Origin of the sequence: Halomonas sp., from assembly GCF_029263665.1 — a bacterium.
Taxonomy (GTDB): Bacteria; Pseudomonadota; Gammaproteobacteria; order Pseudomonadales; family Halomonadaceae; genus Halomonas.
On the sequence record NZ_JAJUFQ010000002.1, the window covers coordinates 291,403 to 314,185 of the forward strand.

Consider the following 22,783-nt stretch of genomic DNA (forward strand, 5'->3'; position numbering starts at 1 on the left):
CGTTACGGGTTTGGGGTTAACGGGTCGATGGCTCTCTCGAGCCAGCGCATTAACCGACAAACGGGTTAGCGAAGGTGAAGAACAGCGCGATACCTACACCGATCATGGTCACGGCGTCGAGCAGACCAGCAACGATGAACATCTTGACCTGCAGCATCGGGATCATTTCCGGCTGACGAGCAGCGCCTTCCAGGAACTTGCCACCGAGGATACCGAAGCCGATAGCGGTACCGAGGGCACCCAGGCCGATCAGCAGGGATACGGCGATGGCGGTCATACCCAGAACTTGTGCTTCCATGTTGGTCTCTCCAATTTTCGAGTTAGTGGTTTAGTGGGTTAAGGGTTGATTAAGGGTTAGTGGTTAGGGTGTTCTAAGGGTGAAGCGGTTAGTGCTTCTCCACCGCCATGCTCAGATAGACGATGGTCAGCATCATGAAGATGAAGGCCTGCAGAGTGATGACCAGGATATGGAACACTGCCCAGGTGAAGTGCAGAGGCAGCTGCCACAGACCGATCATGGCAATCAGGATGAAAATCAGCTCGCCAGCGTAAAGATTACCGAACAGTCGCAGCGCCAGAGAGATCGGCTTGGCCAGCAAGGTCACTGTTTCGAGCAGAAAGTTGACCGGAATGAACAGCGCCTGGACCAGCTTGTTCGGTGAGTTGAATGGATGCAGAGTCAGTTCACCAATGAAGCCACTGAACCCCTTGGCGCGAATGGTGTAGATGATGATCAGAGCGAATACAGAGAGAGACATGCCAATGGTGGCATTGACGTCAGTGGTCGGTACGACCTTGAAGTAGACATGGGCAGGGTCAGCACCGAACAAGGAAGCAATCTTCGCTGCCAGCATGGGCAGGAAGTCCACCGGCACCAGGTCCATGAGGTTCATCAGGAACACCCAGCAGAAGATCGTCAGCGCCAGCGGAGCAATCAGCTTGCTCTTGCCATGGAACGTGTCCTTCACCGAGTTATCGACGAATTCGACCATCAGCTCGACAAAGTTCTGCAATGCACCAGGAACGCCTGTTGTCGCTGCATTGGCTGCTTTCTTGAACACCCACAGGAAAATCAGGCCAAGACCAATGGACCACCCCATGGTATCCAGGTGAATGGCCCAGAAGCCCATTTCGGAAGCTTCTTGAGCGGAGTGCGCGATGCTCCAGCCATGATCCGGATGCAGACCAAACGTCAGATTCTGCAGGTGGTGCTGGATATATTCCGTCGGAGTCGGATTCGTGCCTGCCATGCGAGCCTCTTATTTATGTGTGCGACGGACGTTTCACCAGCCAGGGACCCAGCCAATGAACGAACAACGTCACCACGTAAGCGCCAAAGAAAAAAGTTGGGTTTGAAGGAGGCACTGCGATGAACACCAGGGTGAACAGCGCCGCCGTCAAACCGAACTTGCCGGCTTCCGCACGATAGAAACTATTGACGATGGCTCGGGAGTATCGCGCTCCCTGATAGCGAAATACGCGCCAGGCAAAGAAAGCATTGGGCAAAAAGGCAACCAGCCCTCCCGTTGCAGCCGAAGCGGCACCGGATACGCCAAAACCAATCCCTGCAAGTGCACTCAGCAGTGCCACCACGGCCAATTGCACTTGCAGCAGTCGTTTTACCTGGGGTCGTTGAATACTGGCCGCCAAGGGTCTCTCCTGCTGCGCCGCGTGGTCTGTGCAACTTCGTATCACCAGTAACTCACTGATCAACCTACCGGTGATGCCTTTTCGTGCAAGCGTGTTTTCCATCGTCTTGCTGCCAGTGGATGCCAAACCACTGACAGACTTCGGCGCGATTATAGGGAAGGGAACTTACTGCTTCAACCGAAGTAGCATGTATTTGCGCGTACTTGTCGCAAGTTTTCGACTAAATGCGCAGAACTTGCCGTTATATTAATTAGCAAGCAAATAGAATAATACGCCGATTTACTACTTCATCTTTTCATCATAAAAACGGTAGAACACTCCACATTCCCGCTCTTTTCAGCGAATATGCGCGAGGATTCCATCAAGTTCGTCAAGACTGGAGTACTGAATCATCACTTTTCCCTTGCCAGCCTTTCCATGCTGAATTTTCACCGGCGCCCCCAACACTTCGGCCAGGCGTGTTTCCAAGCGCGCGACATCCTGGCTTGGCGGAGAAAGTTTAGTGGCCTTGGGTTTATCGCTGGTCAGTTGCTTGACCAAGGCTTCAGTGGCCCTCACGGTAAGATCCTTGTTGACCACTTCATGGGCTGCCTTGCGTTGCTTGAGTGCAGGCAAGGTAAGCAGCGCACGAGCATGTCCCATGTCCAGATCACCTCGCTCAAGCAAGGTCTGAACTTCAGGATCCAGAGATAACAGACGTAACAGGTTGGCCACCTGGGCCCGGGAGCGTCCGACAGCATCGGCAACCTGCTGCTGAGTCAACTCGAACTCATCGATCAGACGCTTGAGCGCCAGTGCCTCTTCAACTGGATTGAGATTTTCACGCTGAATGTTTTCGATCAGGGCCAGAGCCAGGGCAACTTCATCGGTAACGTCACGCACCACTGCTGGAATAACATCCAGCTCGGCGAGTTGGGATGCGCGCCAGCGTCGCTCACCTGCGATGATTTCATAACGATCGGGCCCGATGGGACGGACCACAATCGGCTGCATGACCCCCTGAGCACGGATGGAGTCCGCAAGCTCTTCCAGAGCTTCAGGACGGATGTCACGACGCGGCTGGTACTTTCCCCGACTCAACTGGCCAAGAGGCAGGCGTTCAAGACGATCCTGAACGCCAAGTGCGGCATCGACTGCGCCTTCGTTGCCATCAAGTCCGCTTTCGGGCAAGTCCAGGCTTTCGCGACGGCGAGCTCCAGCACCGATCAGAGCATCCAGGCCACGTCCCAAGGCGCGTTTACGGGTCATCGACTTCCCCTCATCTCACAAAGCAGACACTGCATCAAAAAAACGCTTACTACAGAGACAGCCGGCGAATCAGTTCCTTGGCCAGCACTCGATGAGCCTGACTGCCCCGCGAGAAACGTGCGTACTTGGTCACTGGAAGACCATGGCTGGGCGCTTCAGCGACTCGCACATTGCGTGGAATCGTGGTCTTGAGCAGTGCGTCACCGAAATAATCTCGCAGCTGCTTGCTGACATCGCGCGTAAGGCTGTTACGAGAATCGAACATGGTGCGCAGGATACCGTAGATCTCCAGAGAAGGGTTCACGCTATCCTTGATCTGTTCGACGGTATCAAGCAACGCGGACAGGCCCTCGAGGGCATAGAACTCACACTGCAGGGGAATCAGTACGCCATTGGCGGCAGTCAGGGCATTGACGGTCAACATATTGAGTGACGGCGGGCAATCGATCAATACGACGTCATACTCATTGGAGACCTCACCAAGCGCCTGAGCCAGACTGCGTTCTCGGCCATCTTCGCGCTCGAGCAGTTCGACTTCGGCTGCAGTAAGGTCACCATTGCCAGGCATCAAGGCATAACCGGCCTCAGGACAGTCGAGAATCACCTCGACAGGACGTTTCTCACCGAGAATCACGTCAAGCACGCTACCATCCAGGCTATGCTTGTCGACCCCACTCCCCATGGTGGCATGGCCTTGAGGGTCAAGATCGACCATCAGCACTCGACGATCCAATGCCGCGAGACTCGCAGCCAAGTTGACGGCAGAAGTGGTCTTTCCGACTCCGCCCTTCTGGTTGGTCACGGCGATGATTTTGGTCACGTCGTCATCCTTGTTCGGTGTTCTCGGGCGACAGATGGCCGAACAGCTCGGCCTCTGGCCAGGCATTGTACGAAAATTGTCTGCTCTCGCTGAGACCTTTCATGCCAAACCTGGAACTTGGGGATAGAGACTAGCGGCCTGAGGCGTCAGGTTCCAGCGCTAGATGTTTCTTCCCTGTTTCTAAACTGATGGTTCCAAAATGACCAATTCACGATTGCCGGGCTCGAAAGGGACTTTCAGCGAATGACGCGATACCTGATGAACATTGGTGGCCAGCCCCGCCAGTTCATCATCCACGGCCGGCCCTTTCATCGCCAGCCATTGACCATCGTCAGCCACAAGATTCCGGGTCAGTTCAATAAAATCTGACAGGTTGGCAAAAGCCCGGGAGACAATCTGATCGAAACCACCAGGAGGCGCCTCGAAGGATTCGACCCGGGCTTGAACAGGCGAGGCATTGGTCAATCCCAGTTCCATGACTGCCTGACGCTGGAAGCGTACTTTCTTGCCATTGCTGTCAAGCAGGGTGACCTGCAGAGACGGCTCCAGAATGGCCAGTACCAATCCCGGAAGGCCAGGCCCCGCACCAACATCGAGAACTCCCGGCCCCTTGACCCAGGGCAGGATGGAAGCACTATCGAGCAAATGCCGCGACACCATGTCCAACGGATCTCGAACAGCAGTGAGGTTATAAGCGCGATTCCACTTGTGTAACAACCCCACCAACGCCACCAGCTTGTCCTGTTGGCCGGCATCACAGGCAACCTCCAGCTCCCCGAGCCCCTGAGCGAGGCGATCAGCGATCTGTTGTTCCAGTGCAGAAGTCAAAGCTGGCGTCATCCGGTCACCTGCTCATTGTTCGGTGTTGTTGCCACTTCCTTGATCAGATGACGTTTCTTCAAATAAATCAAAAGAATGGAAACAGCAGCAGGTGTCACACCAGAAATGCGTCCAGCCTGAGCCAACGTTGCAGGACGGGCATCGTTGAGCTTCTGGCGAATTTCATGTGACAACCCTTCGATCGCGTTGTAATCCAGATCCCCGGGCAAGGCCATTGATTCATGGCGCTTGAGTTTGTCGATTTCGTCCTGCTGACGATCGATATAGCCCTGATACTTGGCCTGGATCTGCACTTGCTCGGCAACTTGCTCGTCAGCGACAGCTTCTCCTACCAGACCAGCTACATCGTAGTAGGCCAGTTCCGGTCGCTTGAGCAGGTCCATCAGGTTGTATTCCCGAGACAAAGGCTTTCCTGTACTTGCTTCAACCTTGGCTGCCGCTGCCGTTCCCGGTTGAACCCAGGAAGCCTTGAGACGTGCGCTCTCGCTTTCAACCGCTTCGCGTTTGGCAGAAAAACTGGCCCACCGTTCATCATCGATCAAGCCCAGTTTGCGACCCTGTTCCGTCAGTCGCATGTCGGCATTGTCCTCACGCAGCAACAAGCGGTATTCCGCACGTGACGTGAACATGCGGTAAGGCTCTTTGGTGCCGAGAGTGATCAGGTCATCCACCAGCACGCCGAGATAAGCTTCGTCACGACGTGGACACCAGGCATCCTGCTCCTTGGCACGCAAGGCGGCATTGAGACCAGCAAGCAGGCCTTGAGCTCCTGCTTCCTCGTATCCTGTAGTGCCATTGATCTGCCCTGCGAAAAACAGGTTGTGGATAAATCTGGTTTCCAGTGAATGCTTCAGATCACGGGGATCGAAGAAGTCGTACTCGATGGCATAACCCGGTCGGGTAATGTGCGCATTTTCCAGCCCCACCATAGAACGTACCACCTTGAGCTGCACATCAAATGGCAATGACGTAGAGATACCATTTGGGTATAGCTCATGTGTATCAAGGCCTTCAGGTTCGATGAACACCTGATGGCTGGCCTTGTCGGCAAAACGATGCACCTTGTCCTCGATGGATGGGCAATAGCGCGGACCGACACCTTCGATGACACCGGAAAACATCGGTGAACGATCGAGGTTATCGAAGATGATCTGGTGAGTCTGCTCATTGGTGTGAGCAATATGGCAACTGACCTGACGTGGATGCATCTCCCGCGAGCCGATATAGGACATCACCGGAGTCGGAGTATCCCCTGGCTGCTCCTCGAGCCTGGAGAAATCCACGCTCTTGGCATCAATACGAGGAGGAGTCCCTGTCTTCAGACGATCGACCCGGAACGGCAGTGCGCGCAGACGCTCAGCCAAGGCATTGGAAGGCGGGTCACCAGCACGGCCTCCCCGACTCTGCTGCAGGCCGATGTGGATAATCCCGCCGAGAAAGGTCCCTGTGCATAACACGACGGTTTCACTCATGAAACGGATGCCGGTTTCAGTGACTACGCCCCGCACAGTGTCATTTTCAACGACCAGGTCTCCAGCCGCCTGCTGGAACAGCGTCAGGTTGGGCTGGTTTTCCAGGATGTGGCGAATGGCTGCCTTGTAGCGAATGCGATCGGCTTGAGCCCGAGTAGCACGTACAGCAGGTCCTTTGCGCGCATTGAGCACACGAAACTGAATGCCCCCGAGGTCCGTTGCCAGACCCATGGCACCACCAAGCGCATCGATCTCCTTGACCAGGTGACTCTTGCCAATCCCGCCAATGGCAGGATTACAGGACATTTGGCCCAGGGTTTCGATGTTGTGTGTCAGCAGCAGGGTCTGGCAACCCATGCGGGCAGAGGCCAGGGCAGCTTCCGTTCCAGCATGGCCACCGCCGATGACGATGACGTCAAAGCGGTCGGGATACTCCAAGGTTCACCTCGTTTGGCGCTCAGGCGCCAGCGCAAAAATTAATAGTACATCAGGGATGTTCTGAAGATCAGCCGGCCAGTATACGCCCCTTGTGGGTAAACGTCAGGGTTTTCCACACCCAGGTTAGCCAGTTCCTCTCCTCTCTAATTAAACAATACGTATAAAAAGAAAGAAGTTCTGTTATGGTAGTTACTACTGTTGTGGGTAATTTCTGTGGAAAATCTAGTTTTTCCATTTAAAAACATAAAGATGAATTGTTTACAAAATTCTGGAGAAGAGGCCTATGAGCTGCGGACTCCCTGTCTTGATGCTGTGGATGAAACCCTTGGTTACCCACATCCGATAGGGTCCACCAGTTATCCACCGACCTCATGAGGACTTGTCACCGCAGAGGTGAACAAGAGACGAATTTGCCTGAAACCCGCATGATAACTGGGATGGAGGAATAATCCCGGTTTTCTTATCCACAGGCAAAAAAATCCCCTGTCGATAATCTCGCCAGGGGATCGAGGGGCTGCAGAGGTGGGTTTCACGTTCAATCCAGAGTGGGCCGACACTTCATCTAATGTTTCAATACCCGGGAAAGAAAGGATTGTGTTCTTTCATTCTGGGGGTTGTCGAAGACTTCATCAGGGCGCCCCTGCTCGACAATTTCACCCTGGTGGATATAGATCACTCTGTCGGCGACTTCCCGGGCAAACCCCATCTCATGGGTAACGATTATCATGGTCATGCCATCCCGAGCCAGCTCGCGCATGGCATCAAGCACTTCCCCTATCATCTCTGGATCCAGCGCCGAGGTTGGTTCATCAAACAACATCAGCCGCGGTTCCATGGCCAAGGCCCGGGCCAGGGCGACGCGTTGCTGCTGGCCTCCTGAAAGCTGAGAGGGGTACTTGTCCGCCTGGTCGCGAATGCCAACCCTATCCAGAAGCCGTTCGGCAATTTCCATTGCCTGCGGCATAGCCATGCCTTTCACCTTGGTAGGAGCCAGGGTGATGTTGTCGCGCACGTTAAGGTGAGGAAAAAGGTTGAACTGCTGGAACACCATGCCAACTTCCGTGCGAATGGTCTGCAGAGCACGGCTGGCCTTGCCATAGGGCCGCAGGTCGTGGCCATCGACACGCAACTGGCCTTGCTGGAACTCTTCCAGGCCATTGATGCAGCGGATCAGAGTGGATTTACCGGAGCCACTGGCGCCGATGATGACGACAACTTCACCGTGGCTGACGTCGAGATCGATATTCTTCAATACATGGTGGGCACCATAGTACTTGTTCAATTTGCGCAGTCTGACGATGGATTCACCGTCTCTGTGAGCTGTTGCGCTAGTGCTGAGTGCATGACTCATGTCGTGTTGTCCTGTCGTTGAGACCGTTGAAGTAGTGAGGTCCAGTGGGTTATTGGCCGACTAATCCCCTGCGTTCCAGCAAACGCAGGAGCAAGGACAGGGTTAAGGTGATGGCCAGGTACATCAGAGCCACCATCAGGTATACCTCCAGAGCAGTGAAGGTGGTGGCAATATAGATCTGGCCTTGGCGAACCAGCTCCCCTACGCCTATGACGGCGAACAGAGAGGTGTCCTTGATGCTGATGATGCCTTGGTTTCCCAATGCGGGAATCATGCGTCGGAAAGCCTGGGGCCAGATGATGTAACGGAAGGTATTCAAGCGCGACAGGCCCAGAGACAGGCCCGCCTCACGTTGACCTCGTTCGATGGATTGGATGCCTCCACGCACGACTTCAGAGATATAGGCTCCGGAATTGACGGCAATGGCAGCAATACCGGCTGTAAGCGGGCCAATGTGACCGATCACGTCGGAAAGGCCGTAGAAGATGAACAGGACCTGGACCAGCACCGGAGTGCCACGGAATATTTCGATATAGACGATGGCGGGAACACGTAGCCAGCGACTGGGAGATATTCGCAACAGGCCAAAGAAGATGCCGATGAAGAAGCCGATGGCCAGACCGACGATGGAGATCAGCAGTGTATAGGGAATGCCTGTCAGCAGATGGGGAATGGAGGACAATGCTGCCGACCAGTCGAATGTAAAGTTGGAGTTCACTCAGGATCTCCCTCGAGCAGTAGAGTCAGGGAAAATGCAAAGAGGGCCGGATGATGATCCGGCCCTTTCGCTTCTTTCACAGGTATCACGTTAGAACCTCGATGTGACGAGAGTGGAATCACTCGTCGCCAGAGGAACCAAACCACTTGGCGTGTATGCTGTCGTAGGTACCGTCTTCCTTCATGGACGCCAGGGCCTCGTTGACAGGCTTGACCCATTCGCTGTCCTTGGTGAAGACGATGCCGTATTGCTGCCCCTCGTAGAGAGGGCCTACGACCTTGACCTTGTCCTTGCCTCGTGTCTGGGAGAAGTAGCCGACATTGGGAGCATCATAGAAGACGGCATCGACACTGCCGCCAAGCAAGGCCATGTACATGTCAGCAGAGCCTGGGTAAGGCGTGATGGTCGATGTTTCTCCGAGCGTTTCCTGCAGGTAGTCGAAGCTGGTGGAGCCAATCTTGGTGCCCACGCGCATGCCTGACAGGTCATCTATGCTGGTGACATCCTCCTGGTCGGCCTTGACCAGGATTTGTAGACCACTGTCGTAATAAGGATCGGAGAAGTCGACGATCTTGGCTCGTTCATCGGTGATCGTGATACCGGCAATGGCAATGTCCACGTTACCGGTTTGAACTGCGGGAATGATGCCATTGAAATCCATGGTGCGGACTTCGTAGTCGAAACCGGCCCGTTCGCTCAATTCCGCAATGATATCCATGTCAAATCCAACCATTTCGCCGGATTCCTGGTCCATCATCTCGAAGGGGACGAAGCTGGGATCAGTGGCGACGGTCAGGGTTTCGGAATGTGCAAGGCCAGCGCCCGCGATCATCATCACTGCTGCGAGAGCCGTGGAAGTCAGTGCGGTTTTCATGGGGGGTCCCCTGTTGGAGTTATTGTCGAATACCCCAACTACCATGGCTGACTTGAGATAAAAGGGTCAAGTTACATAAATTTTCAATAGGGCGAAAATCGTGGCCATTTCAAGGCCAGAAAGCCAGCAAGTAAGTACTCGCTTACACCATGAAAGAGGCGCCGCAGCCACAAGTGCTGGTGGCATTGGGGTTCTGAACCAGGAAGCGTGCGCCTGCGAGGCCTTCTTCATAGTCTATGGTGGAGCCGACAAGATACTGGTAGGAAAGGGGATCGATCACCAGTGACACATCGCCAAAAGGGATTTCGGTATCATCGTCATTGATGGCATCGGCTACGTCGAAGCCATACTGAAAACCAGAACACCCCCCTCCTGTGACGTAGACACGCAGGGAAAGACGGTCGTTGCCTTCATCGGCCTTGAGGGCCTGCAGGCGGCGACGTGCGTTGTCTGACAGCATCAGAGGCGTGGGAATGAAGGATTCGGCACCGCTCATGGTCGAGCTCCGGAAATCGGTGAATGGCGATCAACACCGTATTATCCGGAATTCCCACTAATTTGGTCAACTTTATCCTGCTGATCGCCTCCTATCAGACGACAGGAGGCGGCCAGGCCCGGCGTGATCGCTTGATCAGGGCATGATGGCCGGAGCATCGAGACCTGCAGTCTCATCGAAGCCAAACATCAAGTTCAAGTTATGCACAGCCTGACCTGAAGCTCCCTTGACCAGATTGTCGATCACTGAAAGCACGATCACGGTATCGCCGTCGCCAGGGCGGTGAATGGCCAGGCGGCACATGTTGGCACCCTTGACGCTACGCGTTTCCGGGTGACTGCCGGGAGGCATCACGTCGACAAAGGGTTCATTGGCATAGCGTTCTTCGAAGTGTTTCTGCAAGTCTTCGGGTTCACTGGTCAGACGCCCATACAGCGTCGCGTGAATACCGCGGATCATCGGCGTCAGGTGAGGCACAAAGGTCAGACCGACTTCATTGCCAGCCGCATCTCCCAGGCCTTGACGAATTTCCGGTAGATGCCGGTGCCCCGATGCACCATAGGCCTTGAGGGACTCACTGGCTTCAGCCAACAGAGATGGTACCTTGGCACCTCGCCCGGCACCTGTGACGCCGGACTTGCAGTCGGCGATCAGGTGTTGTGGGTCGATCAAGCCGGCCTCGAGCAATGGCAGGAAGCCGAGCTGCACGGCAGTGGGATAACAGCCGGGAACCGCGATCAGGCGTGAAGAGCGGATACGTTCACGATTGACTTCAGGCAGGCCATAGACAGCTTCCCCAAGCAACTCAGGAGCGCCATGAGGCTGGCCGTACCACTCAGCCCAAAGCTTCGCATCGCGTATACGGAAGTCGGCTGACAAGTCGATGATACGAGTGCCCTGCTCCAGCAGTTCTCCAGCCAGAGCATGAGCAACGCCATGAGGCGTGGCAAAGAACACGGCATCGCACTTGCCCAGGCGTACCGGGTCGGGCTCAGAGAAGCGCAGTTCATCGTAGTGACCACGCAGGTTGGGATACAGATCGCAGACCCCCAGGCCCGACTCGCTTCGGGAGGTGATGGCCTCGACTTCGACATGGGGGTGACGTGCCAGAAGCCTGAGCAGTTCGACGCCGGTATAGCCAGTACCGCCGACAATTCCAACCTTGATCACTTGGGTGCTCCTGTATATGGGGACATCATTCGCTCTATGATACACAAGGGTAACACCGCTTAAGGAAACTCTTGTTCTTAGATCAAGGAAAGTTCTGTGCCACGTATCCGTCTGTCGGGCTTCAGTCTTGATACCTTCCGTCGACAATTGGCAAATGTCGACGCGCTTCCGCAGCTATGCGTTCTAGGCGTATTGAGTGGATTGATCACTGGTAGCTTCATGGTGTTGTTTCGTTCCTTGCTGATGCTGGGAGCTGTCGTTTTCATGCCCCATGGCGATCCGGAAGCCTTCGAGCAACTGTCAAGAACGGTACGTGTGCTGCTGCCGATCCTGGCGGTCTTCGTGATCGGTATACTGCTCTGGCGGCAACCTGCTGCTGCTCGCAAGGTGGGAGTAGGCCATGTCATCGAGCGATTGACCGACCATCAGGGACGCTTTCCCATGCGTAACTGGATCAACCAATGGTGGATCGGTGCCTTGTCAGTGATGGGGGGACTTTCCGCGGGGCGAGAGGGACCGGCGATTCATCTTGGTGCAGCGGCTTCCAGCGGCATGGGGGAACTGCTCAGGCTACCGCATAACAGTCTTCGGGTCTTGGTGGCCTGTGGCACTGCGGCAGGCATTTCGGCCTCCTTCAATACCCCGATTGCCGGGGTCATCTTCGCCATGGAAGTGGTGATGATGGAATACACCATCGTCGGTTTCATGCCTGTCATTCTGGCCGCTTGCATGGCCGCAGTGATATCTCAGCTGGTCTATGGTTCTGAGCCAGCCTTCGCTGTACCCGAATTGGCGATGGGGTCGCTGTTCAATTTCTACTGGATCGTCATCATGGCCTTTGGCATAGGCCTCCTGGCAGGATTGTTCCTGCATGTCGCGCGCAGTGCGCGCGTTGCCAGCTTGCCCATGTGGTTGCGCTTTGCCCTGGTGGCAGCGATGGCTGCTGCATTGGCCTGGAGTTATCCCCAGGTACAGGGGATTGGCTATGACAGCCTTTCTGATGCCTTGTTTGGCAAATTGACCGTGGATGTATTGGTAGCCTTGGCGTTAGGCAAGCTGTTGCTCACGGCCTTCTCTGTGGCTTGTGGTGTACCGGTGAGCATCATAGGGCCAGTACTAGTGATAGGCGCTGCTGCCGGGGCACTGATGGGGCTGTTTGGCGTCTGGCTATGGCCGGGTAAAGCTGCCGATCCCGGGCTCTTCGCCATGATCGGCATGGCGGCGATGATGGGAGCCGTATTGCAGGCACCTTTGGCAGCACTGATGGCGTTGCTTGAATTGACACACCATCCGCATATTCTCTTGCCTGGCATGTTGGCTGTGGTGGTTTCTGGGCTTACGACACGTCAACTGTGTCGTTGTGATGGGATATTTATCAACATCAAGCGCAAGGGCATGCATCCGTTGCAACACCCTTTGATGCAGGCTTTGTCTCGAGTATCGGTGCCTGCGGTCATGGAACGCAGCATTGTGCGCACCCGGCGTCGGATCGACAGGGGGCAGGCCAAGTCTTTGCTTGAAAGCAATCCCATGTGGATCCTGATCGAGCGTTCCACTGATGACAAGCCTACCTTGGCACTGAAAGCGGCAGATCTGGCGCTATGGTTGATGGAGCTGGAAAACAAGCATGCCATCCCTTCTTCTGAGCAGGGACATGGGCAGAAGAAGGATTCCAGAGAAAAGGCCAGGCCGCCCCTGACATCTGCGGAGGATGAGGAGATCATGGACATTGTCTCTCACGATGAGAGCGAAGATAGGAGTGGGAATCAGGAGCGTGCCGAAGATGGGGAAGGCGACGAGAGCAAGGACAGCGAGGCCGAGACGTTGGATCTGCTGGAAATCCCTGGGCACCGTATGGACCTGGCAGCCATCTCTCTGCAGGCAACACTGTCGGAGGCTTTGATTGTACTCAATGAACGCAAGGTAGATGGGCTATACGTAGAGCACGGTTATCATGCTAGGCAGAAGAGAATTTCCGGTATCATCACTCGAGAGGCAATCGAGGCGTACTATCGCATTTCTGATTCATCCACAGCCTGAGGAGCCAGTATGTACCTGTGGATAAAAGCTTTTCACCTGATGGCCGTGGTAGCTTGGTTTGCTGCCCTGTTCTATCTGCCCCGTCTGTTCGTGTATCACGCCATGGCTCGGGACAAAGGCGAATACACCAGCATGGACACTTTCAAGGTCATGGAGCGCAAGCTCTATCGCGGCATCATGACGCCCTCCATGGTGGTGTCTCTGCTCCTTGGGATCGCTCTACTATGGCTCAATCCGGCATGGCTACATATGGGCTGGTTGCATGCCAAGCTTTTCGCTGTCCTGCTGCTGATTGCCTATCATCACGTCTGCTTGATCTACATGAAGCAACTAGCGGAAGATCGCTGCCAGCGAAGCCACAAGTTTTTTCGTATATTCAATGAGTTACCGGTTTTAATGCTGGTGGCTATTGTCATCCTTGTTGTGGTGAAGCCGTTTTGACTGCTCTTAACATGAACTGGCAACCCAACCTACCCGGGGTCCTGGTATTGGCCGGACATGATCCCACGGGAGGAGCAGGGATTATTGCAGACTCCGAAAGCGTCTCTGCTTGCGGTGGTTGGGCCTTGACGATTCCGACCGCTCTGACCGTACAGGACTGCGATAATGTATTGGCGGTTTCGCCGGTACCCGCAGAAGGTATTCTGCAGGCTGCTGCGGCACTGGAGGCCATTCCGGTGTCTGCCATCAAGATAGGATTGATTGCTGATATTGACGTGCTGGATGCGGTGGTCGATGTCGTACGTACTCGCCCGGGCATTCCTGTCGTGGCAGACCCGGTATTGCGCGCTGGAGGTGGCTGCGATCTGGCAACTCAGGAACTGATCGATGCTTATTGCGAGCGCTTGTTGCCTTGGGTCGACATCCTGACACCCAATCGGCACGAATTGGCGCGTCTGGCTGGAAAGGATTATCACGACGATACCGAGCGTGCGGTGAGCTTGATGCGCCAAGGCTGTCAGGCCCTGTTGGTGACGGGGACCGATGAGCCTCTGGAGCAGGTGGCGAAGGACAAGGTAGCCCACACGCTGCATGCACCTGATGTGGATCGTCAATGGACCTGGCCGCGTCTCGATGGCCGCTACCATGGCTCTGGTTGTACCCTGGCGTCTGCGCTGGCTACACGCTTGGCCGCGGGTGAATCCCTGATTCGGGCCTGTGAACAGGCCCAGGTGTTTACCTGGCAAGCGTTGGCCCACGGCTGGCAGGCTGGCAGCGGGCAATACCTGCCTCGTCGTTTGTGGCAGATGCCTGCTCCATGCTTTTCCATGGACGAGGTCGGGTTATGATGAGGCCAAAGAATTATCCCGTGCTTTTCACAGAGTTATCCACAAAGAGGTTTTCATGACCACATCTGCTGAGCTCTTCGAACAGGCTTGTCGGCATATTCCAGGGGGGGTCAATTCACCGGTACGAGCCTTCAAGGGGATGCACCGCCCTCCCGTGTTCATGGAGCATGCCAAGGGAGCCTACCTGTATGATGTGGAGGGCAAGCGCTATGTCGACTATGTCGGCTCCTGGGGGCCGATGATTACCGGTCATGCTGATCCCGAAGTACTTGCCGCCGTGCGTGAAAGCCTCGACAAGGGGCTATCCTTCGGTACTCCGACGGCCGTGGAAACCACCATGGCGGACCTCATCTGCGAGATCATGCCCAACATCGAAATGGTACGCATGGTCAACTCCGGTACTGAAGCCACCATGTCAGCGATTCGACTGGCCAGGGGGTATACCGGTCGCGACAAGATCGTGAAGTTCGAAGGTTGCTACCATGGCCATAGTGACTCGCTGCTGGTGAAAGCCGGCTCTGGAGCGCTTACCCATGGTGAGCCAAGCTCGCCTGGGGTGCCTGCTTCTCTGGCAGACCACACCATCACACTCTCTTTCAATGATATCGATGCTGTCGAGCAGTGTTTCGAGGAAGTTGGCAGCCAGATCGCATGCATTATCGTTGAGCCTGTGGCGGGCAACATGAATTGTATTCCCCCTCAGCCAGGATTCCTGCAAACCCTGCGCAAGGTCTGTGATCGCTATGAAAGCATACTGATCTTTGATGAGGTAATGACGGGCTTTCGGGTAGCTCTCGGGGGAGCTCAGACCTATTTCGGCGTCGATCCTGACCTGACTTGCCTGGGCAAGATCGTTGGCGGTGGTATGCCGGTCGGCGCCTTCGGCGGCCGTCGCGAGATCATGTCTGAACTGTCGCCGCTGGGGCCGGTATACCAAGCGGGTACCCTGTCCGGTAATCCCCTGGCCATGGCCGCTGGTGTCGCGTTATTGAACAAGGTGAGACAGCCTGGTTTCCATGATGCGCTGGCACAGCGGGTCGATACCTTGTGTAATGGTCTAGAGGCGCGAGCTCAGGCAGCCGGTATCGATATGATCACTCAGCGTGCCGGAGGCATGTTTGGTGTGTTCTTCACTGCCCAGAGTCGGGTCGACAATTTTGCTCAGGCCATTGCCTGTGATGATGAAGCGTTCCGCCGCTTCTTCACTGCCATGCTTGATCGTGGAGTATATCTGGCGCCGTCTGCCTATGAGGCAGGCTTCATGTCCAGCGCCCATACTCCAGAAGACATTCAGGTGACGCTGGATGCTGCTGAGCATGCCTTTGCTCAAATGACGTCTTAGGTCTGACAGGAGCCCACCATGACTGGCAATGACGCCTCAGTGAAGGAAACCATTCTGGACCCCTTCACCCTTGATGAACTGCTGGATGCGGTGGCCGGGTTCCATGCCGAACCCATGGAGCCAGATGCAGAACTGCCCGATCCCATGGAGGTTCTGCAGCAGCGTATCGAGTCCGAATATGCTGTGTGCAGTGCCCTGCTCACGACTGAGGATGATGTGCAGCGCTTGGCTGCCTTGAAACAATGGCTCGACCAGGACCTTCAGCGCTTGGCGCCGATTATCGAGGCCCGTCGCGATCGTTTGCGTCCCAGCCGTTGGTACATGGAATATGCCGATGTGAGGTTGACCGACAATGGTCGCCTGGTCATCACTCAGAGTGCCGCTCAGGATCCTGAGCCTTTTGACTATCCTGTCCTGGCCGATCCAGGACATGATTTGGCCAGCCTGCGTGTCGAGCTGGAATTGAGAAATGAGATGAGCTTGTCTCATCAGGCGCTGGATGGCTATCTGCGGCGCAGTGGCGATTATGAACTGGCACGAGTGCTGACAGTTCTTCAAGTGGTGGAAGCCATGGCCGGAATGCGTCGTGCGCTGCAACGGCGTCAGGCTGGCGGCAATGAGCGCCCGTCCCTGGCGGCAGAAACCATGAAGACGTTTCGCCGTTACCTTGGGTTGGCCGAGCGACACGCAGAATTCCGTTTTCCTCCCTTGATCATCGGTGTGGGAGTATCCGGTAGCGGTAAGAGTCGGTTCACGAAAGCCATTGTCGGGCGTCTTGGGGCTGTGCGCTTGAGTTCCGACTCGCAGCGTCTTGCCTTGCATGGACTGAATCCACTGGAGCGTGATTCGCATACGTCTGTGGATATCTATAGTCGTGAAGCTACCGAAAAGACATACCAGCGCCTGGCCGCCTGTGCCGGTATCCTGCTGGATGCAGGGTTCATGGTGTGTGTCGATGGGACTTTCCTTGAACGCAAGCAGCGTGATCTGCTGCGCTGGCAGGCGGAAGCCAGGGGCCTGCCAGTATTGATTGTCAGTTTCGAGGCTGATGAAGAGACGCTACGTCAGCGTATCAGCAAGCGTGCCCGCCGCAATCAGAAGAATGAATCGTTGAGTCTTGCAGTACTTGCTGCTCAGCAGGATTCCTTCGAAGCTTTCACTGAAGAAGAGCGTCTGCATCTGGTGCATCTCGACAGTACGGCCAATAATGCGGCCGAAACACTGGCCAGTCTGATCGAAGAGCACATTCGTATGCTGTGATCGCATGACGTTGACGTGCACACAAGAAACCGGGATCTGGGATCCCGGTTTTCTTATGCCTGTGGATAAGTCATTGTTCCAAGAACACTGTCGTCATCCATACTCGAACCATCGATGAGATGGAGATGGTTCAAGCCCTATCCGTCAACTGCCAGTGCTGGTGTGGTGGCGCGGAGGTGGTGTTCCCAGGTTTTGGCGGGCCCAGTTGACGGCTTGAAGCCGGTTGCTGACACGGATTTTCTTGAACACATTGTAAAGATGAGACTTCACGGTGTGTTCGCTGACACACAGGCGTTCGGCGATTTCCATGTTGGAGGCTCCCGAGCCAAGCAGCCCGATGATCTCCATCTCCCGCTGCGTCAGGCCACAGGCAGGACGATAGGCATTCAACTGCTGGCGCCGGGAGAACTCGATCAGACGGGTCATCAGTGGCCGGGACATCCACAGCTCATCGCTTTCGAACAGTCGGGAAATTCCCTTGCAGATACGCTCCAGGCTGTCCTGACGATAGAAAACACCGCGCAGATGCATGAAGGAGAGAACCTCCAGAGCATGTTCCTCATCACGCAGGTTGAAGGCCGTGAGAATCAATTCAATGCTCTGGGCCACCTGGTCCTGCCAATGCTGCATGGCATTGTCATCAACATGATCAGCATCCATCAGTACCAGTGTCCTGGTGGCCGCATTGGCATCAAGAACATCTATAGGTGCTGCGATGGATACAGGGCAGTGGAACTGCTCCTGAATGTAGTTGATGAACAGCAGTGACTGGGGATTGTGGTCCGTTACCAGTACGATCTGCGCAGTAGTGTCATTCATCTCAGCCGCCTCCTTACCATCCTACGATCTCCGCCTGTCAGGGATGGTCTGACACAGGGGGAAGAGAGGATCATTCTGGACCTTCCTTGGTCATTGTGTAAGATTATGTAACCAATTCACAGTGCCATTAGGAAAAATCTATCCTTAATGATGAATATTCTAGTTCTTATGCTTTGATTCTAAAGAATTAGCATGCTGATGAATCTCTCCTCTATTCAAGTCATGAGGGAATGTCAATATCGAGACTTGCGCGGGACAACGGAGAGGCATGCTAAAGTATCGCCAGCCGAGGCGTTCTGCCGTCGGCATCATCCACCGGTCATTCCAAGAAAGCGCTCTCATGTCCCAATCCTTTCCCTCTTCCACAGAACTTGTCCTGGCCAGCGGCAATGCGGGCAAGCTGAAAGAACTCTCGGCCCTGCTCCGCCCTCTGGGTATAGATGTTCGAGCTCAGTCTGAATTCAATGTTCCCGAAGTCGATGAAACCGGGGCCACTTTCGTCGAGAATGCCTTGCTCAAGGCTCGTGAAGCCTGCCGTATCAGTGGGCGCCCCGCATTGGCAGATGACTCTGGTCTGGCGGTAGACGCATTGGGGGGCCAGCCAGGTATCTATTCCGCGCGTTATGCCGGCGAACCGAAGAGCGATGAGCGCAACAATGCCAAGTTGCTCGATGCACTGCGTGATGTGCCGGAGGGGCAACGTGGTGCCAGTTACTGGTGTGTGCTGGTATTGCTGCGCCACGCCGAGGATCCTGTTCCGCTGATTGTTCAGGAACATTGGCATGGCGAAATTCTTGCTCACCCGCGTGGTGATGGTGGTTTTGGCTATGATCCCTTGTTCTGGATACCGGAGAGTGGCATGACAGCGGCTGAGCTCAGCGGTGAAGAAAAAAATCGTCTCAGTCATCGAGGGCGTGCAATGGCGACACTACTGTCGCGCCTCGAAGGTATCTCCGCTCTGTGATGGCCGGATAATGTGCGATGATCAGGCAATGAACGCTACCCTCCCCCCTCTGGCTTTGTATGTTCACGTACCTTGGTGCGTGCGCAAGTGCCCTTATTGTGATTTCAATTCCCATGGTATCGGGCGTTCTGACGGCAAGGGCCGGGAGGCGTTACCGGAGCAGGACTATCTGGCCGCACTGATTGCTGATCTCGAGGCCGACATGGCGTTGGCAGGCAATCGCCACTTGCGCAGCATCTTTATCGGTGGAGGGACGCCGAGCCTGATGTCGGGGGATTTCTATCGTCGATTATTGGCGGCAGTCGCGCAGCGGATCCCCTTTAGCGACGATATCGAGATTACCCTGGAAGCCAACCCCGGGACTTTGGAGCGCGGACGCTTTGCGGCCTATCGCGAGGCGGGTATCAATCGTCTGTCGTTGGGAGTGCAGAGCTTTCAGGATGCTCAACTGAAAGCGCTTGGACGCATTCATGATGGGGATGATGCATTGCTGGCAGTGGCCGAGGCGCGCGAGGCCGGTTTCGATAATATCAACCTGGACCTGATGCATGGTTTGCCAGGGCAGACGCCAGAGTCTGCCCTGGCCGATCTTGACCAGGCTCTGGAACTGGCACCAGAGCACCTGTCCTGGTATCAACTGACGGTGGAGCCCAACACCGAGTTCCATTCCCATCCGCCAGTATTACCCGATGATGAGATTTTGTGGGATATACAGGACCTGGGACATGCCCGCCTGGAGCAGGCAGGTCTGCGTCGTTATGAGATTTCCGCTTATACCCGGCCCGGGCGGCATGCCCGGCATAATCTCAATTACTGGAATTTTGGCGACTACCTAGGCATCGGCGCTGGAGCCCATGCCAAGCTGAGCCGATGGGATGCCGACAGACTGTACATCGAGCGGCGCTGGAAGACCCGCCAGCCTGATGCCTACCTGCGCCGTCTGCAGGACCCTCGTGGTTTCGTTGCCGGGGCTCGAACCATCGGTGACGATGACATCTTGATCGAGTTCGCCATGAATGCCTTGCGTCTGGTCGATGGAGTGGCACTGTCCACTTGGCAGGCACATACCGGCCGGCCGCAGGGTGAGCTGGAAAAGTGTCTCCATGTAGCGAGAGAAAAAGGACTTCTTGTGCAAGACCGCGAGAGACTGCAAGCTACGCCTCAAGGTCTATTATTCTTGAACGACCTTCTTGCGCTGCTCTCTGAGGATGAATAATCGAGCAGCTTCACTATCGAGCTAACATCATCGCGTTTAATACCATCGCGTTTAATAAAGTCAGGAGACGTTGACGCATGAGCCGTACCACCCGACTGATTGCCCCCCTGGCCGCCGCTGCCCTTCTTGCTGGTTGTGCTTCATCATCCCCCTATTCTGGACAGCAGACTGATCGCAACAATACCGGTATTGGCGCTGCTGTAGGTGCTGTTGTAGGTGCTGCCGCTGGAGCCATCAGTGGTGATGGCAGCACCAGCAAGCGTGACCGTGCCCTGATCGGTGCTGCTGCCGGCGCTGCCGTAGGCGGTGGTATCGGCGCTTACATGGACAAGCAGGAACGCGAGTTGCGCCAAAGCATGCAAGGCACCGGTATCGAGGTTGATCGTCAGGGCGATAATATCGTGCTCAACATGCCGAGCAGCGTCACCTTCGGCTTCGACTCATCCGATCTTACCGGTAATGCCACCACGGCATTGAATGATGTGGCCAACGTTCTGACCCAGTATCCGGAAACCACCATCAACATTGCAGGTCATACCGATTCCACAGGGGATGCCGGCTACAATCAGAAATTGTCCGAGCGTCGTGCCCAAGCTGTAGGCGGCTACCTGCAGGGACGTGGTGTGGCTGCCAACCGTCTGGCCATGATGGGGTATGGCGAGAACCAACCCATTGCCAGCAATGACACGGAAGAAGGGCGAGCTCAGAATCGTCGCGTCGAAATCACCCTGACCCCGACTGGTCAGCAGCCGCAACAGCAAACCACCACTGGCTGATGCCTGGTTGCCAGGATCTCCTGGCGCTGTGTTGAACGCTCTCCGCCCGTCACTTACCGGTGACGGGCTTTTTCATTTCACAGCCTTGGCGTTGCTGTTTCTGCCCGCGGTATTGATGTAGCTCCCAGGGGCGAGTTTTTCTGTCATCCACACGGGACGAACCTCCTGAAACCCGCTATCTTTTCGTAATCCCGTCATTATTGAATTATCACGGCCGACTATAATCCCCCATGCTTTCATATCAACATGCCTATCATGCCGGCAACTTCGCCGACGTTCACAAGCATATCTGCGTTTATTCTGTATCTGATTATCTGTTACGTAAAAAATCGTCCATTACGTTTGTTGATACTCACGCAGGTCGTGGCAGTTATCCTCTTGATGCAGCTGAAACAGAGAGGCTGCAGGAGTATCGAGAAGGGATCGAGCGGTTATGGATGACGCGAGGTCAGCTGAACAATCCATTATTGATGGAATGGCTGGATGCCATTGCTAGCTTGCAGAGAGGCGTGAAGCTTGAGCGCTACCCAGGATCGCCCTGGTGGTTGGGGCATCGACTCAGGGAGCAGGATTACCTGACAGTGTTTGAGCTGCACCCTGGCGAACATCGTCATCTCAGTGAGGAAAGTGTGGTTCCGAAAGGGCGAGAAAAAGCGTTACACAGGGTATATGGAGATGGTCTGGCAGGGTTGGTCAAATCATTGCCGGTGACTACGCCACGGGTCTGCGCGTTGATCGATCCTTCATTCGAGCGCAAGGACGAATACCAGGAGGTCGTTGAAGCGATCATTCAGGCCATGCGCAAAGCACGCCACGCGGTGGTCATGCTGTGGTATCCATTACTGCCGGCAGGGCGTCATCATGCCATGCTGGAGACGCTTGGAGACAGCGGTATCCGCAAGATCTGGCGTAGTGAAATCCTGCGTGAGCCAGTGGGGGAGTCCGCCCATGGCATGTACGGCAGTGGCATGCTGGTGATAAATCCACCGTGGGGGCTCGATGAGCGCCTTGGCCAGGCCTATGAACACTGGTTGCCGCTACTGGGGGATCAGGCGCAGCACCGAGCCGAATGGCTGGTGGAAGAATGAACAGCGATCACGATGATCCTCATGGATGTGGGAACGGCGATGGTTCGTCTGCAACGAGCATCGCCATTCATGAGGTGTTTCCCTGGATGTTCAAACATCCAGAATGGTTTCGAATCCACCGAAAATCATGCGTTTTCCATCGAACGGCATTTCGTCCATGAAGTCGTCCATTGCATTCTCGGCTTCCATGCGGGCAAAAGTATCGTCTCTGGCTTGCTTCGATGGAAACTCGATCCAACTGAACACTACCACTTCTCCGGGCTCGCTCTGTACAGCACGGGGAAAGTCGGTGATCTTGCCCTCGGGAACGTCGGTTCCCCAGGCCTCCACTATCCGTGTTGCTCCGTAACGCTTGAATACCTCCGCGGCACGAGCGGCAAGATCCCGGTAGGCCTCCCGGTTTTCTTCGGGTACTGCAACCACGAAACCTTCTACATAGGCCATGACAAGGCCCCCCATGGAATGTGAATTTGGACGCTACAGAGAGTGTAGTTGCTATTGGCCTCTAGGCTCTGTCTGAAAAGTGTCTGTGCTCAGTCATGCGGCGTTGAGCCAACAGCCGAAGGCTGGCCAGAAGGGCGAGCGAAGCGAGTCAATCGGCCTCAAAATGCTCATTTACGATCAGTAAACTGCGCTTTTTCACCCGATTCTGCCTTGCCTGATCATCGCTCGCCGACTTTTGAGACAAGCCCTAGTACCTTGGCGTCTGGCTGGTTGCTTCATTCCTGAAAGGGGATGACTGGCCATTCTTGTCACTGGTAGCCATCACCCTGGCCATGATCATGTTGTCTGGAGGGGCAGGGGGAGGAGCCATACGAGCAGAATACGCAGCAGTTGCCAGGTTTTGGGCTCAGCGTCTGACAACTGCTGGGGGCCGCAATCATCCTGGCTGGCGTATGGCTAGGCCAGAGA

At 55.3% G+C, this 22,783-nt stretch carries 25 protein-coding genes; 10 read left to right on the forward strand and 15 right to left on the reverse strand.

The window, feature by feature from the left end; translation table 11 throughout:
- Nucleotides 1–49 precede the first annotated feature (49 nt).
- The 11 genes from atpE to erpA all read right to left on the reverse strand — a co-directional run bounded on the left by atpE (nt 50) and on the right by erpA (nt 9,907).
- Nucleotides 50–298 carry a F0F1 ATP synthase subunit C gene (gene atpE, locus Q1K07_RS03140; RefSeq protein WP_013334203.1) on the reverse strand — a complete coding sequence of 83 codons (249 nt, stop codon included), beginning with the start codon at nt 296–298 and terminating at the stop codon, nt 50–52.
- 88 nt (nt 299–386) lie between these two features.
- Nucleotides 387–1,250, reverse strand: coding sequence for a F0F1 ATP synthase subunit A (gene atpB, locus Q1K07_RS03145; RefSeq protein ID WP_300307661.1), 864 nt, complete (start codon nt 1,248–1,250; stop codon nt 387–389).
- A 13-nt stretch (nt 1,251–1,263) separates the two neighbouring features.
- Complete coding sequence (locus tag Q1K07_RS03150) at nt 1,264–1,650, reverse strand: ATP synthase subunit I (RefSeq protein WP_149286807.1); 387 nt, start codon at nt 1,648–1,650, stop codon at nt 1,264–1,266.
- Between the two features lie 336 nt (nt 1,651–1,986).
- Nucleotides 1,987–2,898, reverse strand: a complete 912-nt coding sequence (locus Q1K07_RS03155) for a ParB/RepB/Spo0J family partition protein (RefSeq protein WP_300307698.1) — start codon at nt 2,896–2,898, stop codon at nt 1,987–1,989.
- 49 nt (nt 2,899–2,947) lie between these two features.
- The gene (locus Q1K07_RS03160) at nt 2,948–3,718 is read right to left on the reverse strand and encodes a ParA family protein (protein WP_300307701.1); all 771 of its coding nucleotides are present in this window, start codon (nt 3,716–3,718) and stop codon (nt 2,948–2,950) included.
- Between the two features lie 180 nt (nt 3,719–3,898).
- Nucleotides 3,899–4,558, reverse strand: coding sequence for a 16S rRNA (guanine(527)-N(7))-methyltransferase RsmG (gene rsmG, locus Q1K07_RS03165; RefSeq protein ID WP_300307704.1), 660 nt, complete (start codon nt 4,556–4,558; stop codon nt 3,899–3,901).
- The gene (gene mnmG, locus Q1K07_RS03170) at nt 4,555–6,468 is read right to left on the reverse strand and encodes a tRNA uridine-5-carboxymethylaminomethyl(34) synthesis enzyme MnmG (protein WP_300307707.1); all 1,914 of its coding nucleotides are present in this window, start codon (nt 6,466–6,468) and stop codon (nt 4,555–4,557) included. The genes rsmG and mnmG overlap by 4 nt, the downstream gene beginning before the upstream one ends.
- A 562-nt stretch (nt 6,469–7,030) precedes the next feature.
- Nucleotides 7,031–7,819: an amino acid ABC transporter ATP-binding protein gene (locus tag Q1K07_RS03175; protein ID WP_300307710.1), complete on the reverse strand. Its 789-nt coding sequence runs from the start codon at nt 7,817–7,819 to the stop codon at nt 7,031–7,033.
- A 49-nt stretch (nt 7,820–7,868) separates the two neighbouring features.
- Complete coding sequence (locus tag Q1K07_RS03180) at nt 7,869–8,537, reverse strand: amino acid ABC transporter permease (RefSeq protein WP_300307713.1); 669 nt, start codon at nt 8,535–8,537, stop codon at nt 7,869–7,871.
- A 118-nt stretch (nt 8,538–8,655) separates the two neighbouring features.
- On the reverse strand, nt 8,656–9,411 hold the full coding sequence (locus tag Q1K07_RS03185) for a transporter substrate-binding domain-containing protein (protein ID WP_300307716.1): 756 nt from the start codon (nt 9,409–9,411) through the stop codon (nt 8,656–8,658).
- A gap of 142 nt (nt 9,412–9,553) precedes the next feature.
- Entirely contained in the window at nt 9,554–9,907 is a 354-nt protein-coding gene (gene erpA, locus Q1K07_RS03190; protein WP_300307719.1) for an iron-sulfur cluster insertion protein ErpA, read from the reverse strand.
- Between the two features lie 23 nt (nt 9,908–9,930).
- Here erpA and Q1K07_RS03195 point away from each other — a divergent pair, with 23 nt between their 5' ends.
- Nucleotides 9,931–10,053, forward strand: a complete 123-nt coding sequence (locus tag Q1K07_RS03195) for a hypothetical protein (RefSeq protein WP_300307722.1) — start codon at nt 9,931–9,933, stop codon at nt 10,051–10,053.
- On the opposite strand, the gene argC is transcribed toward Q1K07_RS03195, so the two are convergent.
- Nucleotides 10,043–11,077, reverse strand: a complete 1,035-nt coding sequence (argC, locus tag Q1K07_RS03200; RefSeq protein ID WP_300307725.1) for an N-acetyl-gamma-glutamyl-phosphate reductase — start codon at nt 11,075–11,077, stop codon at nt 10,043–10,045. The two genes, Q1K07_RS03195 and argC, sit on opposite strands and share 11 nt — an antisense overlap.
- A 96-nt stretch (nt 11,078–11,173) precedes the next feature.
- Here argC and Q1K07_RS03205 point away from each other — a divergent pair, with 96 nt between their 5' ends.
- From Q1K07_RS03205 to Q1K07_RS03225, 5 genes are read left to right on the forward strand one after another with little or no spacing between them, the layout of a single operon-like run.
- Nucleotides 11,174–13,117 carry a chloride channel protein gene (locus Q1K07_RS03205; RefSeq protein ID WP_300307728.1) on the forward strand — a complete coding sequence of 648 codons (1,944 nt, stop codon included), beginning with the start codon at nt 11,174–11,176 and terminating at the stop codon, nt 13,115–13,117.
- 9 nt (nt 13,118–13,126) lie between these two features.
- Nucleotides 13,127–13,558, forward strand: coding sequence for a protoporphyrinogen oxidase HemJ (gene hemJ / locus Q1K07_RS03210; protein ID WP_300307731.1), 432 nt, complete (start codon nt 13,127–13,129; stop codon nt 13,556–13,558).
- 11 nt (nt 13,559–13,569) lie between these two features.
- On the forward strand, nt 13,570–14,406 hold the full coding sequence (locus Q1K07_RS03215; RefSeq protein WP_300307734.1) for a hydroxymethylpyrimidine/phosphomethylpyrimidine kinase: 837 nt from the start codon (nt 13,570–13,572) through the stop codon (nt 14,404–14,406).
- A gap of 55 nt (nt 14,407–14,461) precedes the next feature.
- A complete protein-coding gene (hemL, locus tag Q1K07_RS03220; RefSeq protein WP_300307738.1) occupies nt 14,462–15,748 on the forward strand; it encodes a glutamate-1-semialdehyde 2,1-aminomutase in 1,287 nt (428 codons plus the stop codon).
- An 18-nt stretch (nt 15,749–15,766) separates the two neighbouring features.
- Nucleotides 15,767–17,008 (forward strand): bifunctional aminoglycoside phosphotransferase/ATP-binding protein, encoded by a 1,242-nt coding sequence (locus Q1K07_RS03225; protein ID WP_300307741.1) that lies wholly within the window; start codon nt 15,767–15,769, stop codon nt 17,006–17,008.
- A 144-nt stretch (nt 17,009–17,152) separates the two neighbouring features.
- Here Q1K07_RS03225 and Q1K07_RS03230 read toward each other — a convergent pair whose 3' ends face one another.
- Nucleotides 17,153–17,827 (reverse strand): LuxR C-terminal-related transcriptional regulator, encoded by a 675-nt coding sequence (locus Q1K07_RS03230; RefSeq protein ID WP_300307744.1) that lies wholly within the window; start codon nt 17,825–17,827, stop codon nt 17,153–17,155.
- Nucleotides 17,828–18,167: 340 nt separating this feature from the next.
- Here Q1K07_RS03230 and rdgB point away from each other — a divergent pair, with 340 nt between their 5' ends.
- The 4 genes from rdgB to rlmJ all read left to right on the forward strand — a co-directional run bounded on the left by rdgB (nt 18,168) and on the right by rlmJ (nt 21,871).
- Entirely contained in the window at nt 18,168–18,791 is a 624-nt protein-coding gene (gene rdgB, locus Q1K07_RS03235; RefSeq protein ID WP_300307747.1) for an RdgB/HAM1 family non-canonical purine NTP pyrophosphatase, read from the forward strand.
- 28 nt (nt 18,792–18,819) lie between these two features.
- Nucleotides 18,820–20,007 (forward strand): radical SAM family heme chaperone HemW, encoded by a 1,188-nt coding sequence (gene hemW / locus Q1K07_RS03240; protein ID WP_300307750.1) that lies wholly within the window; start codon nt 18,820–18,822, stop codon nt 20,005–20,007.
- 77 nt (nt 20,008–20,084) lie between these two features.
- Nucleotides 20,085–20,783 carry an OmpA family protein gene (locus Q1K07_RS03245; RefSeq protein ID WP_300307753.1) on the forward strand — a complete coding sequence of 233 codons (699 nt, stop codon included), beginning with the start codon at nt 20,085–20,087 and terminating at the stop codon, nt 20,781–20,783.
- 230 nt (nt 20,784–21,013) lie between these two features.
- Nucleotides 21,014–21,871, forward strand: coding sequence for a 23S rRNA (adenine(2030)-N(6))-methyltransferase RlmJ (gene rlmJ / locus Q1K07_RS03250; protein WP_300307757.1), 858 nt, complete (start codon nt 21,014–21,016; stop codon nt 21,869–21,871).
- 90 nt (nt 21,872–21,961) lie between these two features.
- On the opposite strand, the gene Q1K07_RS03255 is transcribed toward rlmJ, so the two are convergent.
- Both Q1K07_RS03255 and Q1K07_RS21250 read right to left on the reverse strand, forming a co-directional pair.
- Nucleotides 21,962–22,315, reverse strand: a complete 354-nt coding sequence (locus Q1K07_RS03255) for a DUF1428 domain-containing protein (RefSeq protein WP_300307760.1) — start codon at nt 22,313–22,315, stop codon at nt 21,962–21,964.
- Nucleotides 22,316–22,623: 308 nt separating this feature from the next.
- Entirely contained in the window at nt 22,624–22,755 is a 132-nt protein-coding gene (locus tag Q1K07_RS21250) for a GDCCVxC domain-containing (seleno)protein (protein ID WP_366945021.1), read from the reverse strand.
- Nucleotides 22,756–22,783: the final 28 nt, after the last annotated feature.